This is a genomic window from Pseudarthrobacter sp. AB1, assembly GCF_014926485.1.
Lineage (GTDB): Bacteria > Actinomycetota > Actinomycetes > Actinomycetales > Micrococcaceae > Arthrobacter.
In genome coordinates this window covers 12,761-29,189 of record NZ_PZKO01000069.1, presented here as the reverse complement: position 1 = coordinate 29,189, position 16,429 = coordinate 12,761, and the positions used below count along the sequence as shown (strand labels likewise).

The window sequence follows — 16,429 nt, the reverse complement described above, 5'->3', positions numbered from 1 at the left end:
CCGCATTGCGGCCGGGATCAGTGGCTTAATCTGCCCCTGTAGGACCTGGCCGCCCAGGACTATGCTCGGACCATGGCCCGCACACTGATCACGGAAAGAGGAGTGCGCCAGGTGCAACGGCGCACCGTGGTGCTGCTGGGCGCGGCCCAGGTTTTCGGTGGCATCGGCACCGGAGCCACGGTTTCGATTGGTTCCATCCTGGCCGTGGAACTTTCCGGTTCCAGCGTGTGGGCGGGTGCCGTGGCCACGGTTATGACATTGGGGGCCGCGCTGACTGCCCTGCCCCTGGCTTCGCTGGCGGACCGGCGGGGCCGTCGGGCCGGGCAGGTCACGGGGCTTTCCGCCGCCCTGGCCGGCACAGTTCTGATAGTGCTGTCCATCGTGTCCGGACTGTTCGTCCTGCTGGTGCTGGGGGCCGTGGGCATCGGGGTGGGCACCGCGGCCAGCCTGCAGGCACGCTTCGCCGCCGTCGACCTTGCGGATGCTGAACACCGCGGCAGGGCGCTGTCAGCTGTTGTGTGGGCTGTGACGGTGGGCGCCGTTGCCGGCCCCAACCTGATCCAGCCTGGCACCGTTGTGGGTCTGGCCCTCGGCCTGCCGCCCGTCGCCGGACCGTTCGTCATTTCCGCAGCCGGACTCCTGCTGGCGATCGTGCTGCTCTTCGCCGGGCTTAGGCCCGACCCGCTCCTGCTCGCCCGCGAAATCGCTGCCCAGGAGTCAGCCGTCCACACAGCTGGCGGGCAGACCCCGGGCAAGCCTCCAACGCCGGCCAACCAGCGAGGCGCCACCGCGCGCACCGCAGGCGGGGGATCGCTCGTCCGCGGGCTACGGGCAATCCGGCAGAACAGGGCTTCCTGGCTGGCCCTTGCCGCCGTCGTCGGAGCCCACGCCGTGATGGTGGGCGTAATGTCCATGACCCCGCTTCATTTGCAGGAACTTGTGGCCGGGACGGGTTCCACCCATGCCGGCCACGCCTCGTCCGGCGATGTCCTGGTAATCATCGGCTTCACCATCTCGCTGCATATCGCCGGCATGTTCGCGTTGTCGCCGGTCATGGGATGGCTCACCGACAAGGCGGGCAGGACAGAGACCATCATGATCGGCTTCGCCACGCTCATCGCCGCCGTCGCTGTCGCCGGATTCGGCCAGACATCCACCGTGGCGGTGGCCGTGGGACTTGTGCTGCTGGGCATGGGCTGGTCTGCAGCCACCATATCCGGCTCCACGCTGCTGGCCGAGAGCGTCCCCCAGGAGTCCCGTGTGGTGGTCCAAGGTGTGTCGGACATGCTGATGGGCGCCGCCGGCGCCGTGGGCGGGGCGACTTCCGGCCTGATCCTCAGTTGGGCCGGCTACCTGGGACTGAACATGGCGGGCGGCCTGGTGGGGGCTGCCGTGCTGACCGCCGCCGTCATTGTCCTTGCGGCGCGTCGCCGCAGCCCCACCGCCGGCACTACCACTGGTTCAGTTGGCGGCTCTGCTGCCCGCTGAGCCGGCAGCAGAGCGCACCATACCCAGCAGGCGACCGAAAATGGCCTCGCCGTCGTCGGCTATGCCGTCATGATGGAACTCGGCTGTCTCCCATACCTGGAGTCCGCGCACGGCAGCCGCCGTTTCCAGAGACAGATCGCGGTCCACGTAGATGTCGTCCCGGTAAACCGCGGCGGCTGCCGGCACGCGGTTCGCGACCAGCTGTGTGTGGTCATACAGCGGCTTCCAGTCCGTCTTGGCAGCCAGCAGCTGGGCCACCTGCCGCAGCGGCACCAAGGCGGCATCCTGCTCGAAATACCACGGGTACACCATCTCACCGGTCAGCAGCAACGGCTCCGTATCCGGGCGGAATGCCGGATTTTCCTGCAGCACCCGCCAGGCAGCCCAGTCGGTCGCCTGCCCCTGACCGTAAATGGACTCATGCAGCAGGGCATAGAGCGGGTTGGCCAGGCGGGACACGATGCCCTGGACCTGCTCGAGGAAGGCATCGGAGAGTCTGTTCCCGTGCGGCGTCCCGGTGAAGGCGTCCTCCAGCAGGTAGTGCAGCCCGTCTACCCGCGTGTTTCCACCCAGGAAGGAGCCCACCATCTGGAACCGTTCCGGCGTGAGCCGGTGGCCGTCGGGAAGGAATTCCTCGGTCTGCCAAAGATGCGATGCGATTGCACTCACTGTCCGGCGGTCCTCCGGATACCAGCTGAAGTATTCAGTGTTGCGTGCCGCTACCCGCGCGAACGTGGCGCGATAGACGTTGTCGGCGTGCCCGGTGAGCGGCGCCAACCCGCCAGTGATGAGGGCTTCCTTCAGCCCGTCCGGCGCAAAGGACAGGTACGTCAGCGCGCAGAATCCGCCGTAGCTTTGGCCGTAGATGCTCCAGGGGCCGGAGCCCAGCGCCGTACGGATGAGCTCCGCGTCGGCCACGATGGAATCCGCGCGGAAATGCTCAAGGTACGCAGCCTGTGCCTCGGCCGTTCCACGCGCAGGCAGCGTGTTCCGGTCAAGAGGAGTCGAAAGCCCGGTGCCGCGCTGGTCCAGCATCAGGATTCGGAAGTCCCGGGCTGCCGCCTTGCTCCAGCCGCTCAGCGAAGCCAGCCGGTTGCCGCGGCCGCCCGGGCCGCCTTGGAGGAACAGCAGCCAGGGAAGCGCTTCGGCTTCAGCCTGGGTGTGGGCCGACGAGACGTACTCACGGGCGAAAACGGTGATTGTCTCGGCGGCTCCGTCGCCGCTCTCCGGCTTGAAGTGGTCCAGGGGAACGGTGAAGTAGTGCTCGGCAGTGCGCATGCCCCGGAATTCGTGCCGGGCCTTAACAAAATGCGGGACGGGGGTCCGCGTCTGAGGGGTTCGGACGGAAGCGTCGCGCTCAGCCACGGACGGACGCTGCCGTCCTGGTGCCAAAGCTCTCCAGAGCGTCGCCCGTCAGCCGGAACGTGAACCAGCCATCCAGGGGACGGGCGCCGAGGCTGCGGTAAAAGTTGATCGACGGCTCGTTCCAGTCCAGGACGCTCCAGTCCACCCGGGCGTAACCGTTCTCGACGGCGGTGGCGGCCAGGTGCTTCAGCAGCGCCTTGCCGTGGCCCTCGCCGCGGGCGTCCGGGCTGACGTAGAGGTCTTCCAGGTAAATGCCATGGACGCCTTCCCACGTGGAGTAGTTCAGGAACCAGAGGGCAAACCCCTGGACCTCGCCAGCGCTGTTCTCAGCCATCGTGGCAAACACGCGCGGGTTCCCGCCGAACAGGACCTCGGCCAGCATTTCCGGGGTGTTGCGGACCGCGTCCGGCTCCTTTTCGTAGATGGCCAGTTCGTGGATCATCTGCAGGATGGCGGGGACGTCGTGGCGGGTGGCGGGGCGGATTACACTCATGGTCCGAGTTTAGTAGCGGGGCCGTGACCGCTACTGCCAGCGAAGCTGTGATGTCCCGTAGCGGACGGGACACTTGCTGTACTCAAGGGGCACACCGTCCGCCATGATGGGCGGCCCAACATACCGCAGGCGGCCGTAGGGGCTGTCCATCACGCGGAAGTCCGGTTCAGGCAGGGAACCACTGTGGCCGGCCAATGCGGGGAGCCGGAACAATTCTTCAGCGGTTCGGCCCAGGGAAAGCCGGGCCGCGCCGCCGCGTCCGGTTCGGAGCCGTTCGGCCAGCAAGGCAAGTGCTGCCGCCGCCAGGCCATATCCGGTGGCATGGTCCAGCGCCTGCACAGGCAGCGCCCCAGGCTGCCACCCGTCTTCAGTCGTTCGGCCATACCGTTCGGCTATGCCGCAGGCGGCCTGTACGAGGCTGTCGAAACCGCGCCGTCCCTTCCAGGGCCCGCCGCTTCCCCACGCACTGAGGGTGACTAGCACCAGGTCGGGCCGTGCCTGCAGCAGCGCTTCGGGCGCCAGCCCGAAGCGCTCCAGCCCGCCGTCGCGGTAACCCGTGACCACCACGTCGGCAGACTCAATGAGGCCCCGGACTGCTTCCATCACGTCCGGCTCCCGGAAGTCCGCCTCCGCACTGCGCTTGTCAAAGCCGGAGTCAACGAATACGTCGCTCAACTCCGGAAGCTGGGGCGGGTCGATGCGCAGTACTTCCGCACCAAGGGCGCCCAGGAGGCGCGTGGCCGTGGGACCGGCAATGACGCGCGTCAGGTCCAGCACCTTGAGCCCGGTCAGGGGGTGGCGCGGAACTGCTCCTGGAACCCACCGGGGGAGCTGCCGACTTTCATTGGCGTCCGTCGGTGGACGGGAGATGCGGATCCACGGCCCGGCGCCAGGCGTCTCATACATTGGGGTCGCGGCCCACTCGTCCCGCGTGCGCACGGCAGCAGCGACGCCCTTGTTGGCCGTGATGGCGTCTTCGGCTGCCAGGGACGTCATGCTTAGCAGGGCGTGTTCCACATCCTGTGCCGTGCTGACGGAGAGTGCCGCCATCAGCCGGGCTGCGTGGTGGGGATAGTTGGCGTGCAGACGGATCCAGCCGTCCGACGTGCGCCGGAAGCCGGACGTCGGAGCGAATCCTTCGGGTTTCGCGCCTGCGATCCGTAGGTGTCCGAGCGAATCGAAGGACGCTGCCGTGGCTCCGGATGCCAGCGAGTACCTGTCCCGCACGCCAACTAGTGTTCCGTGTTAATGGTTTGTTTGCGTTTCATCTTGCCCAGGAGATAGTCCGCTGATTTGGTCCAGGTGAATGGTTTGGCGTCCTGGTTGTAGTTCTCGATGTAGCGTTCCATGGTTTCTTCCAGCTCTTTCACGGAGCTGAAGGCCCCGCGTTTGAGGCACTGGCGGGTGATGATCCCGAAGAAGATCTCCACCATGTTCAGCCAGGAACAGCTGGTCGGGGTGAAATGCAGGGTAACCCGCGGGTTCTCGGCCAGCCAGTCCTTCACGTTCTGATGCTTATGGGTCGCATAGTTGTCGCAGATGACATGCAGCTCGACCCCGGGGTGGGCGTGGGCGACCCGGCCCAAAAAATCGACGAACTCGATGTTGGTGTGCTTTGGGTAGAAGGCGTTCGCGCTGAGTTTGCCGGTAAGGACCTCGAGGGCGGCGAACAAGGTGGTGGTGCCGTTGCGCTTGTAGTCGTGGGTCTGCTGCAGCGGGTGCGTCGGGGACAGCGGCTGGGCCGGGCCGGTGCGGGACAGGGCCTGGATTTGGGTTTTCTCATCGATACTCACCACCACCGCGTTTTCCGGCGGGGACATGTACAGGCCCACCACGTCCCGGAGCTTGGATTCCAGGGCGGGATCGGTGGAGAACTTGAATGTCTCGATCCGGTGCGGCTGGATCTTCCAACGGCGCCAGATTCGGGCCACGGACGAAAAAGAGATTCCGTGGCGCTCGGCCATGATCCGGGCGGACCAATGCGAGATCCCCAGCTCGGCCGGCGGGTTCCCGTCATTGGTCAGAGTGTCGGCAATCAGGGCAAGTTCGTCGATCTCCCGCTCCCGGCCCGGGCGCTGGACATCGGACAGGGCCTCGATCCCGCCCTCGGCATAGCGGTTGCGCCACTTCAAAACCGTGGGTGCCGAAAACCCGGTGATCTTCTCAATCTCGACATTCGGCATCCCGTGGGCAGCCAACAAAACAGTGCGCGCCCGCAGGGCCACTGTCGCGGTGGATGCTTTCCCACGAGTCAGCGCCTCCAGAGCTCCCCGGTCCCCGTCACGCAATTCCAATGCCCTTGCCAGATAAACCATGGATCAAGTCTGACAAAGAATCAGACCCAAAGGAATCAACGACACGCTACACTAGTGCGTTCAGCGACGTCGCTGCTGCCTGGACCGCCCCCAAGGCCAGCCCCTCGACGTCCAGCGGGCCGTTCCACCACTGCCGTGGACCGTTGGCTGGCGCGACTGGCTGGGCCTCGAGGGCGTCCAAAACCCGAAGGCTGCCCGTCAGGTCGGGGACCGAGTCCACTGGGTCACAGCCTAGAGCCGGTTGACGTTGGTGACCCGGACCACTGCCGTCCCGGATTCGTCGGAAGCTGCCAGGTCCACTTCTGCGGAGATGCCCCAGTCGTGGTTGCGGGCCGGATCGTCGAAAATCTGCCGGACCTTCCACAGCCCGGGCTCTTCGGTGATCATGAGCAGCCCGGGGCCGCGGGCATCCGGGCCGGTGCCGATGTCGTTGTGTTCATCGAAGTAGTCGTCCAGGACGTCTTCCCAGCGGTCGGCACCCCAGCCTGCGCCGCCGTCGAGCTCGCCCAGGGCTGCTGCGTTCTCGTCCGCGAACAGTTCCACACGGCGGAACATCTCGTTGCGGACCATCACACGGAAGGCGCGGACGTTGGACGTAAGCGACGGCGGCGGGGGAGGGGGAGCGTCGTGCGGGGTGGGCATCGCGCCGGACGTCAGCTCCTCCCATTCGTCCAGGAGGCTGGAGTCCACCTGCCGCACCAGTTCGCCAAGCCAGGCGATGAGGTCCTCAAGGTCTTCCCGGAGCATGTCCTGCGGCACGGTCTGGCGCAGCGCCTTGAAGCAGTCGGCGAGGTAGCGCAGCACAATGCCCTCGGAGCGGGCCAGCCCGTAGAACTGGACGAACTCGCCGAAGTTCATGGCGCGCTCGTACATGTCGCGGACCACGGACTTGGGCGCCAGTTCAAAGTCGCCCACCCACGGCGCGGCCTTGCGGTAGACCTCGAAGGCTTCGCCCAGAAGTTCCGCGAGTGGCTGCGGATAGGTGACTTCCTCCAGCATGGCCATGCGCTGGTCATACTCGATACCATCAGCCTTCATCGCGGCAATCGCTTCCCCGCGGGCCTTTTTCTGCTGCGCGGAGAGGATCTGGCGGGGTTTTTCGAGAGTCGCCTCGATCACCGACACCACGTCCAGGGCGTACGACGGCGAATCCGGGTCAAGGAGCTCCAGCGCCGCCAGTGCAAACGGCGAGAGCGGCTGGTTCAGGGCAAAATTGGCCTGCAGATGGACGGTGAGCCGGACGGTCCTGCCGTCGTGGCCCTGCTCTTCTGCCGGGATGCGTTCCACCACCTCGGCGGCAAGCAGCTCCCGGTAGATTCCCAAGGCTTTTTTCATCAGCCGCAGCTGCGAGGACCGGGACTCGTGGTTTTCGGTCAGCAGCCGGCGAGCCGCCGTGAACGGATCGCCGGGCCGTTCCATCAGGTTCATCAGCATCGAATGCGTCACGCTGAAACTTGAGGTCAGAGGATCGGGCACGGATTCCACAAGGCGCTTGAACGTGGGCTCGCCCCAGGAAACGAAGCCCTCCGGCGGCTTCTTCTTGACAACCTGGCGGAGCTTCTTTTGGTCATCACCAAATTTGGCGGTGGCCTTGGCCATGGCCTTCACGTTTTCGATCACGTGTTCCGGAGCCTGGACCACCACTGTCCCTGCGGTGTCATACCCCGCGCGGCCGGCCCGCCCGGCAATCTGGTGGAACTCCCGGGAGTTAAGCGGACGGGTGCGTACGCCGTCGTACTTGCTCAGTGCGGTGAGCAAAACGGTGCGGATGGGCACATTGATGCCCACGCCCAGCGTGTCCGTACCGCAGATCACCTTAAGCAGGCCCGCCTGGGCAAGCTGTTCCACGAGCCGCCTGTACTTCGGCAGCATGCCGGCGTGATGGACGCCGATACCGTGCCGGACCAGCCGGTTGAGCGTCTTACCGAAGCCTGCGGCGAAACGGAAATTCGCGATCAGATCGGCGATCTTGTCCTTCTCTTCGCGGGTGCAGACGTTGATGCTCATCAGCGTCTGGGCCCGGTCAATGGCCTCGATCTGGCTGAAGTGCACCACATAGACGGGGACCTGGCGCGTGGAGAGGAGTTCCTCGAGCGTTTCGTGGACCGGCGTCTGGTGATAGTAGTAGTGCAGCGGAATGGGACGCTCGGCTGAACTCACGGTGGTGGTGGGCCGTCCCGTGAGCTCGGTGATGCCGGCCTCGAACCGGCTGACGTCACCCAGGGTGGCGGACATCAGGAGGAACTGGGCCTGGGGCAGCTCCATCAGCGGGACCTGCCATGCCCAACCACGCTGGGGGTCGGAGTAGAAATGGAATTCGTCCATGATGACCGCGCCGAGTTCGGCGGAGGTTCCTTCGCGGAGGGCGATGTTCGCAAGGATTTCTGCCGTGCAGCAGATGATCGGCGCGTTTTGGTTCACGCCTGAGTCACCGGTGATCATGCCAACGTTTTCGGCGCCGAAGATGTCGCACAGGGCAAAGAACTTCTCGGAGACCAGCGCCTTGATGGGAGCGGTGTAGTAACTGCGCTGGCCTCTTGCCATGGCCTGGAAGTGCGCCGCGATGGCCACCAGCGATTTGCCGGAACCGGTGGGCGTGGCGAGGATGACGTTGGCACCGGTGGCCAGCTCCATGATGGCCTCGTCCTGGGCAGTGTACAGCTCCAGGCCCCGGCTTTCGGTCCACTCCAGGAATTGGGTGTACAGGGCGTCCGGGTCGATGCCTGCACCGGAGGGGTTTGGGGCGGGCAGGACAGGCAGCTGGTCAACGAGTTTCATTGATTTCCAGCTTAGTGCCCAGCCGGTGCCTGATATCCGGGCGGGCCCGGGTTAGGCTCGCGGTACTGCCAGACAGCACCAGGCGATGGAGGTAACTGTGAAGTGGGACCCCGTAAAGTACGTCCAGTTCGGCGACTACCGCGACCGGCCCTTTTTCGACCTGACGGGGCGGATCCAGACGGACCGTCCACGGCACGTTGTGGATCTGGGCTGTGGTCCAGGGAACCTCACGGCCACCCTCGCCCGAAGATGGCCGGAAGCGAAAGTGGTGGGGCTCGATTCGTCCGGGGAGATGTTGGACAAGGCGGCCGCGCAGGCAGCCCGCCATGCGGGCCTCAGCTTCAGGCTGGCGGATATCGCGGCCTGGACGCCCCCGGCTGACACCGACGTGGTGGTCACCAACGCCGCCCTTCAGTGGGTGCCGGGCCATCAGGAAATGTTGGCGGGCTGGCTGGCGGCGCTCAAGCCCGGTGCCTGGTTCGCCATGCAGGTGCCGGGAAATTTCAACGCCCCGTCCCATGCCCTGATGCGGGACCTCGCGGGTTCCGCCCTCTGGTCTTCCCGGCTCGATGGGGTACTTCGCGGTGGGGAATCCGTGGGGGAGCCCACAGACTACCTGCGCATCATGCTGGACGCGGGCTGCACGGCTGATGCCTGGGAAACCACGTACCAGCAGGTCCTCACGGGGACGGACCCGGTGCTGAACTGGGTACGAGGCACGGCGTTGCGCCCGGTCGTGGCGGTCCTTTCAGCCGAGGACGGCCTCGTCTTTGAAGCCGAGTATGCGGCAGCCCTGCGGGATGCGTCCCCGGGAACGGTCCATGGCACGGTGTTTCCCTTCCGGAGGATCTTTGCCGTAGCGCAAAAGCAGCCCAGCACATAAACTCCATTCGTTTGATGTTCTCGACATGGTCGGTATTGCCCCATGACTAAGAAGAGAATGTGATGCTGGTTACAATGACCACAGCGGCTCCTGGGGATGGCAAAACGGCCGGACCCTCATCAGCCTCCCAAATCCCGTCCTGGAGGTGCGATGCTTTTCGGCTTAATGGCCCGGCTTCTGGCTGGCCATAAGGGTGTCGTGGCCGCAATCGTTGCTCTCCAGCTCGTCCAGACCGCAGGCAACCTGCTCCTGCCCACCGTTAACGCTGCCATCATCGACGACGGCATCGTGGCCGGGAATACTCCGGAAATCTTCCGGCTGGGAACTGTTATGGCTCTGATCGCTGCGGTGCAGGCGGCGGCGGCCATCGCCGCGGGCTACTTCGGGGCAGTGGTGGCCATGAAGGTCGGGCACCAGTTGCGCAGCGAGGTCTTCACCAGGATCCAGTCGCTTTCTTCCCAGGAAGTTGCAGCCTTCGGCACACAAAGCCTCGTCACCAGGGCCACTAACGACACCCAGCAGATCCAGTCGTTCGCCGTCCTGGTTTTCACCATGCTGGTGGCGGCGCCGGTCATGGCGGCCGGGGGCGTCCTGCTGGCATGGCAGCAGGACATAGTGCTTTCAAGCGTCGTAATCGTCATCATGCCCATCCTGCTGCTGATCATGTATCTCATCGTCCGGCGCCTGGTGCCCCTTTACCGGCAGGGCCAGGAGCTCCTGGACCGGACGGGGGAACTCCTTCGTGAGCAGATCATCGGCGCAAATGTGATCCGTTCCTTCGTCCGGCAGGGACACGAAACACGCCGGTTTGCGAAGACCAACGCCAGCCTCACCGGCAATAACCTTCAGTCGTCGCTGCTCGTGGCCGGCATGCTGCCGCTGATCATGATTGTGGTCAACCTGTCATCGGTGGCCGTGGTGTGGTTCGGTGGCCATCGGGTTTATGACGGCGGGATGAACATCGGCGCCCTCACGGCTTTCATCGCCTACATCCTGCAGATCCTGCTGGCAATCATGATGGCCATGTACGTGTTTATGACGGCACCGCGGGCCGCCGCCTGCGCAGAACGGTTGGGTGCCGTGCTCAATACAAAACCGTCAGTCCAGGACCAGCAGACGTCCCGTGGGACCGGCCATGGGAGCCCCTTGGATGGCGGCAACGTCACCTTCAGGAACGTGAGTTTCTCCTACCCCGGCGCCGAAAATCCAGTACTTGAAGACATCAGCTTCACAGCCCGGCCAGGAACCACCGTTGCCATCGTGGGCTCCACGGGCAGCGGAAAATCCACGCTCCTGAGCCTGGTGCCCCGCTTCCTGGACTCCACGGCCGGAACCATCAGCATCGGCGGCCGGAACATCTGTTCCATGCCCTTGGACGTCCTCCGCCGGACCATGGCAGTTGTGCCGCAAAGGTCGCATCTTTTCTCCGGAACCATCGCCGACAACCTCCGCGTCGCAGCTCCGAAGGCATCCGACGGCCAGCTATGGGAAGCCATGGAGACAGCCCAGGCGGCCGGCTTCGTCCGTGCGCTGCCGCGGGGTATGGGCACAGAGGTCGGGCAGGGGGGAACTACCCTCTCCGGCGGCCAGCGGCAGCGCCTCTGCATTGCGCGAGCCCTCCTGCGGAGAGTTCCCGTTTATCTGTTTGACGACAGCTTTTCCGCGCTGGACTTTGCCACCGAGGCCCGGGTGCGGGATGCCCTGGAGTTGGCACTTGACGGCGCAGTGGTCATTGTCGTGGCGGAGCGGATCTCCACCATTGCCGGCGCCGGCCAGATCCTGGTACTCGACGACGGCCGGTTGGTCGCAGAGGGGACACACCTGCAGTTGCTGGAGACATCTGCCACCTACAGGGAAATCGCCGAGTCCCAACTGGCACTGGACGACGCGCCATGACGGCTTTGCCCGGCTCCGGGGCGGCGCCCGACGGCTTCTGGCCCACAGCACGACGTGTCCTTGCCTTGCTGCGCCCGTCGCGGGGCCGGATGCTGGGCGCAGTTGCGGCCACCTGCGCTTTTGTTGTCCTCAACGTCGCGGCGCCGAACTACCTCGGTGATGCCACCGATGTGGTGGTGGATGGGGTCTACAGTGGAGTGCTCGACGGGCAGCGGCTGGGAATCCTGCTGGCCGCCGTTGCCGCGATGTACGTCGGCGCTTCCCTGTTCAACTGGATCCAGGGAGCGTTGACAGCCAGCGCGGTACACGGCCTGATGTATGGCCTCCGGGCATCCGCCCAGGCCAAACTGCACCGGCTTCCTTCCACCTACTTTCAGACGCAGTCCAGGGGAGACGTCCTGAGCCGCGTCACCAACGACATCGACAATATTTCACAAGCGCTCAGCCAGGTCCTCACGCAGCTGATTATGTCCTTCCTGATGCTGTGCGGTGCCCTGGCCATGATGCTGTGGATCTCTCCGCTCCTGGCACTGATCGCTCTTGTATCAGTGCCGCTGTCCACCCTTATCACCGTTGTGGTGGCCCGGAAATCCCAAGCACATTTTGCCCGCCAGTGGACCGAAACGGGTGAATTGAACGCCCATGTGGAGGAGTTTGTCACCGGGCACGAGGTCATCAAGGCCTTCGGGTACCAGGACCAGGCGGCTGCAGCGTTTAAGGCAAGCAACGACCGCCTTGCCCGGGTATCGGCACGTGCCCAATATTCATCGGGCATGGTACAGCCGTTGATGGTCCTTATCGCGAATGTGAATTACATCGCCGTGGCGGTGGTGGGGGCGCTCCAGGTCACCATGGGGGCAATGACCATCGGCGGGATCCAGGCGTTCATCCAGTTCAGTCGGCTTTTTACCCAACCTGTGGGCCAGATCGGCGGCATGCTCAACGTCATCCAGTCCTGTGTGGCATCGGCGCGCCGCGTGTTCGACCTGCTCGATGCTGAGGAGATACCTGCCGAGCGTGACGGCGATGGCCGCAAAGCCGGTCCGGGCGGTCGGATTGTGTTCAGCGATGTCACCTTCGGCTATGTCCGGACTGACCCGGCGGTCCGTGGACTCTCGTTCACGGTGGAACCGGGCCGGACTGTGGCAATCGTCGGCCATACGGGCGCCGGTAAGACCACCATTGTTAATCTCCTCACGCGGTTCTATGAGGTCGACGCCGGCAGGATCACCATCGGCGGTACCAACATCGCTGATATTCCGAGGGACGTCCTGCGTGAAGGTTTTGGGGTGGTGCTCCAGGATGCGTGGCTGTTTTCCGGCACCATCAGGGAGAACATCGAATACGGCCGGCCTGGGGCCACAGATGCGGAGGTCACCGCGGCAGCAGAGGCGAGCCATGTGGACCACCTCATCAGGTCGCTGCCCGCCGGATACGATACGGTGCTGGGCAACGGTGGAGAGCCGCTCAGCCAGGGGCAGCGCCAGCTGATCTCCATCGCACGGGCGCAGTTGGCGGACCGCGCTGTCCTGGTCCTGGACGAGGCAACCAGTTCGGTGGATTCCCGGACGGAGGCCCTGATCCGCCAGGCAACTCAGAGGCTGCGCCGGGGAAGAACAAGCTTTGTCATTGCCCACCGTTTGTCCACTGTCCGGGACGCTGATCTAATTCTGGTCATGGAACACGGACGCATTGCAGAGCAGGGAACCCATCGAAGCCTCCTGGCAGCCAACGGCCGCTATGCGCGGCTCTACAACGCGCAGTTCGCCGGACGTGCGGGCCGCGCCGGCACGTTGGAGGCCGGACGATGACCTCAGGCGGTCCGTTCCCCGGCACCTGGAAGCCCAATCAGTCGAGCACGGTGCCACTGTTTGAACAGCTGCGCCTGCACGTAATCCGCCTGGCGGACAGTGGCGCCCTTCCGCCGGGAACCAAGCTGCCGGCAGTGCGTACGCTGGCGGGGCTGCTCGACGTCGCGCCGCACACCGTTGCACGGGCGTACAAGGAGCTGGAGGCAGCAGGTGTGGTGGCCACGAAGGGCAGGAACGGCACCCTGGTGTGCGCGCGTGATGAGCGGGAGAATGCGCTGTCCCTTGCCGCCAACTCCTATGCATCGGTGGCAAAGGCCCAAGGTGCCACCTTTGCCGAAGCAGTCAAGCTACTGGCAGCAGCCTACGACGCCGACTAGCCGGACCCGCATGGATATTCGAAGAAGTTTTCGATTAGCATTAGTGGGTGCCTAAAGCCGTAGCTGAAGAAACAGCAGTCGAATCCGTCCCCGTCGCCGTTACCCAGGCCCCAGCCACCCCTGCCCGGCCAGACCTCTCCCGCCTTGTGGTCAAGGGCGCGCGGGAGCATAACCTGCGCAATGTGGACCTGGATTTGCCCCGTGATGCGATGATCGTTTTCACCGGGCTATCCGGCTCTGGGAAGTCATCGCTGGCGTTCGACACTATCTTCGCCGAGGGCCAGCGGCGCTACGTTGAATCCCTGTCGGCCTATGCCCGTCAGTTCCTCGGCCAGGTGGACAAGCCGGATGTCGATTTCATCGAAGGCCTCTCGCCTGCGGTATCGATTGACCAGAAGTCCACCAGTAAGAACCCCCGCTCCACGGTTGGCACCATAACCGAAATTTATGACTACATGCGTTTGCTGTGGGCACGCGTGGGTCGGCCGCATTGCCCCGTTTGTGGCGAGGTTGTGGCCCGGCAGACGCCGCAGCAGATCGTGGACCAGCTGCTTGAGCTTGAGGAAGGCACACGCTTCCAGGTCCTGGCGCCGGTGGTACGTGGGCGCAAGGGTGAGTTCGTGGACCTCTTCAAGGAGCTGACAGCCAAGGGCTATTCGCGTGCCCGGGTGGACGGCGAGCTGATCCAGCTGAGCGAGCCCCCCAAACTCGGCAAGCAGTTCAAGCACACCATTGAAGTGGTGGTGGATCGCCTGGTGGTCAAGGAAGGCATCAGCCAGCGCCTTACGGATTCCGTTGAAACGGCGCTTGGCCTGGCCGAAGGCCGGGTACTGGCCGAGTTCGTCGATCTGGACGCAGACGCGCCGGGACGGCTGCGGGCATTTTCCGAGAACCTCGCCTGCCCCAACGAACACCCACTGGCCATCGATGAAATCGAGCCGCGCTCCTTCTCGTTCAACAATCCCTTCGGCGCCTGTTCCGCGTGCAGCGGCATCGGTACACGGCTCGAGGTTGACGAAGAACTGATTATTCCGAATCCGGAGCTGTCGTTGTCCGAGGGCGCCATCGCGCCGTGGTCACTGGGCACCGCAACCACTGAGTATTGGAACCGCCTGCTCGAAGGGCTGGCCAATGAGCTCGGGTTCTCCATGGACACACCCTGGGAGAAGCTGGGCAACGACGTCCGCCAGACTGTCCTGCACGGCAAGGACCACAAGGTGGTTGTCCAGTACAAGAACCGCTTCGGACGGGAACGCAAATACAGCACCGGCTTCGAGGGTGCCATCCAGTACGTCCACCGCAAGCACGGTGAGACGGACTCCGAGTGGGCCCGCGACCGCTATGAAGAATACATGCGGCAGATCGCGTGCCCCGCGTGCAATGGCGCCCGGCTCAACCCCGCCTCGTTGTCCGTCCTGATCAACGGCAAGTCCATCGCAGATGTAGCGGCCATGCCCATGCGGGTGTGCGCGGACTTCCTGAACAACCTGGTTTTGACCGGCCGCGAGGCCCAGATCGCCCACCAGGTGCTCAAGGAAATCCAGGCCCGGCTGACCTTCCTGCTCGACGTCGGGCTGGAATACCTGAACCTTGAGCGCCCCTCCGCCACCTTGTCCGGCGGCGAAGCGCAGCGGATCCGCCTCGCCACCCAGATCGGTTCCGGCCTGGTGGGCGTCCTTTACGTCCTGGACGAGCCCTCCATCGGCCTCCACCAGCGCGACAACCGCCGGCTCATCGACACCCTGACGCGGCTCCGGGACATGGGAAACACCCTCATCGTTGTGGAACACGACGAGGACACCATCCAGGTGGCGGACTGGATCGTTGACATCGGCCCGGGCGCAGGCGAGCACGGCGGTCAGGTCGTCCACTCCGGTTCGTACCAGGACCTCCTGGTCAACACCAACTCACTGACCGGCGACTACCTGTCCGGCCGCAAGCAGATCGACATCCCCAAGAAGCGGCGCAAATATGACAAAAAGCGTGAGCTGAAGGTCGTCGGGGCCCGTGAAAACAACCTGGTCAACGTTGATGCGGCCTTCCCCCTAGGCCTGTTCACCGCCGTGACCGGCGTCAGCGGCTCCGGCAAGTCAACGCTGGTCAACGAGATCCTCTACAAAGTGCTGGCCAACAAGCTCAACGGCGCCAAGCAGGTAGCCGGACGCCACAAGAGCATCATGGGCCTGGAGCACCTGGACAAGGTGGTGCACGTGGACCAGAGCCCCATCGGGCGTACCCCCCGGTCCAACCCCGCCACGTACACCGGCGTCTTTGACAACATCCGAAAGCTCTTCGCCGAAACCACCGAGGCCAAGGTCCGCGGCTACCTGCCAGGCCGGTTCTCGTTCAACGTCAAGGGCGGGCGCTGCGAAGCTTGCGCCGGTGACGGCACACTGAAGATCGAAATGAACTTCCTGCCGGACGTCTACGTTCCCTGCGAGGTGTGCCACGGCGCACGGTACAACCGCGAGACCCTTGAAGTGCACTACAAAGGCAAAACCATCGCGGATGTGCTCAACATGCCCATCGAAGAAGGTGCGGAGTTCTTCGCAGCCTTCTCGCCAATCGCCCGGCACCTGAACACGCTCGTGGACGTGGGCCTCGGCTACGTCCGGCTGGGACAGCCGGCAACCACCCTCTCCGGCGGCGAAGCCCAGCGCGTCAAGCTTGCCGCGGAACTGCAGAAGCGCTCCAACGGACGCAGCGTATATGTCCTCGACGAGCCCACCACGGGCCTGCACTTCGAGGACATCCGCAAGCTCCTGATGGTCCTTCAGGGACTGGTGGACAAGGGCAACACCGTGATCACCATCGAACACAACCTGGATGTCATCAAGAGCGCCGACTGGATCGTGGATCTCGGACCGGACGGCGGTTCGGGCGGCGGGCAGATCGTGGCCACCGGCACTCCCGAGCAGGTGGCGAAATCCACCAAGAGCCACACGGCATCCTTCCTCGCGGAAATACTGAGCTAGGCAGTTGGCTTCCAAGGTCGTATGCCGTGTCGGGCATGCGAGTTTCGG

The 16,429-nt window shown here is 64.5% G+C and carries 12 protein-coding genes; 6 read left to right on the top strand and 6 right to left on the bottom strand.

Features of this window, described 5'->3' with window-relative positions:
- Positions 1-72: 72 nt before the first annotated feature.
- The gene (locus DAD99_RS19660; RefSeq protein WP_193342888.1) at positions 73-1,488 is read left to right on the top strand and encodes an MFS transporter; all 1,416 of its coding nucleotides are present in this window, start codon (positions 73-75) and stop codon (positions 1,486-1,488) included.
- Here the strand turns inward: DAD99_RS19660 and DAD99_RS19655 are convergent.
- From DAD99_RS19655 to DAD99_RS19630, 6 genes are all read right to left on the bottom strand, one after another.
- A complete protein-coding gene (locus DAD99_RS19655) occupies positions 1,462-2,766 on the bottom strand; it encodes an alpha/beta fold hydrolase (protein WP_193342912.1) in 1,305 nt (434 codons plus the stop codon). The two genes, DAD99_RS19660 and DAD99_RS19655, sit on opposite strands and share 27 nt — an antisense overlap.
- 79 nt (positions 2,767-2,845) lie before the next feature.
- Positions 2,846-3,346: a GNAT family N-acetyltransferase gene (locus DAD99_RS19650; protein ID WP_193342887.1), complete on the bottom strand. Its 501-nt coding sequence runs from the start codon at positions 3,344-3,346 to the stop codon at positions 2,846-2,848.
- Positions 3,347-3,376: 30 nt separating this feature from the next.
- Positions 3,377-4,573 (bottom strand): CoA transferase, encoded by a 1,197-nt coding sequence (locus tag DAD99_RS19645; protein ID WP_193342886.1) that lies wholly within the window; start codon positions 4,571-4,573, stop codon positions 3,377-3,379.
- A 5-nt stretch (positions 4,574-4,578) separates the two neighbouring features.
- A complete protein-coding gene (locus tag DAD99_RS19640; protein WP_193342885.1) occupies positions 4,579-5,661 on the bottom strand; it encodes an IS630 family transposase in 1,083 nt (360 codons plus the stop codon).
- Between the two features lie 46 nt (positions 5,662-5,707).
- A complete protein-coding gene (locus DAD99_RS19635; RefSeq protein WP_193342914.1) occupies positions 5,708-5,881 on the bottom strand; it encodes a hypothetical protein in 174 nt (57 codons plus the stop codon).
- An 11-nt stretch (positions 5,882-5,892) separates the two neighbouring features.
- Positions 5,893-8,439 carry an RNA helicase gene (locus tag DAD99_RS19630; protein ID WP_193342884.1) on the bottom strand — a complete coding sequence of 849 codons (2,547 nt, stop codon included), beginning with the start codon at positions 8,437-8,439 and terminating at the stop codon, positions 5,893-5,895.
- A gap of 97 nt (positions 8,440-8,536) precedes the next feature.
- Between DAD99_RS19630 and DAD99_RS19625 the strand changes: the two genes are divergently transcribed.
- The 5 genes from DAD99_RS19625 (at position 8,537) to uvrA (ending at position 16,381) form a co-directional block, all read left to right on the top strand.
- Positions 8,537-9,322, top strand: coding sequence for a trans-aconitate 2-methyltransferase (locus DAD99_RS19625; protein WP_193342883.1), 786 nt, complete (start codon positions 8,537-8,539; stop codon positions 9,320-9,322).
- 150 nt (positions 9,323-9,472) lie between these two features.
- Entirely contained in the window at positions 9,473-11,218 is a 1,746-nt protein-coding gene (locus tag DAD99_RS19620) for an ABC transporter ATP-binding protein (RefSeq protein ID WP_193342882.1), read from the top strand.
- Positions 11,215-13,029 (top strand): ABC transporter ATP-binding protein, encoded by a 1,815-nt coding sequence (locus DAD99_RS19615; protein WP_193342881.1) that lies wholly within the window; start codon positions 11,215-11,217, stop codon positions 13,027-13,029. The genes DAD99_RS19620 and DAD99_RS19615 overlap by 4 nt, the downstream gene beginning before the upstream one ends.
- Positions 13,026-13,406: a GntR family transcriptional regulator gene (locus DAD99_RS19610; protein WP_193342880.1), complete on the top strand. Its 381-nt coding sequence runs from the start codon at positions 13,026-13,028 to the stop codon at positions 13,404-13,406. Before DAD99_RS19615 ends, DAD99_RS19610 begins: the two co-directional genes overlap by 4 nt.
- A gap of 47 nt (positions 13,407-13,453) precedes the next feature.
- Positions 13,454-16,381: an excinuclease ABC subunit UvrA gene (gene uvrA, locus DAD99_RS19605; RefSeq protein ID WP_193342879.1), complete on the top strand. Its 2,928-nt coding sequence runs from the start codon at positions 13,454-13,456 to the stop codon at positions 16,379-16,381.
- Positions 16,382-16,429 lie beyond the last annotated feature (48 nt).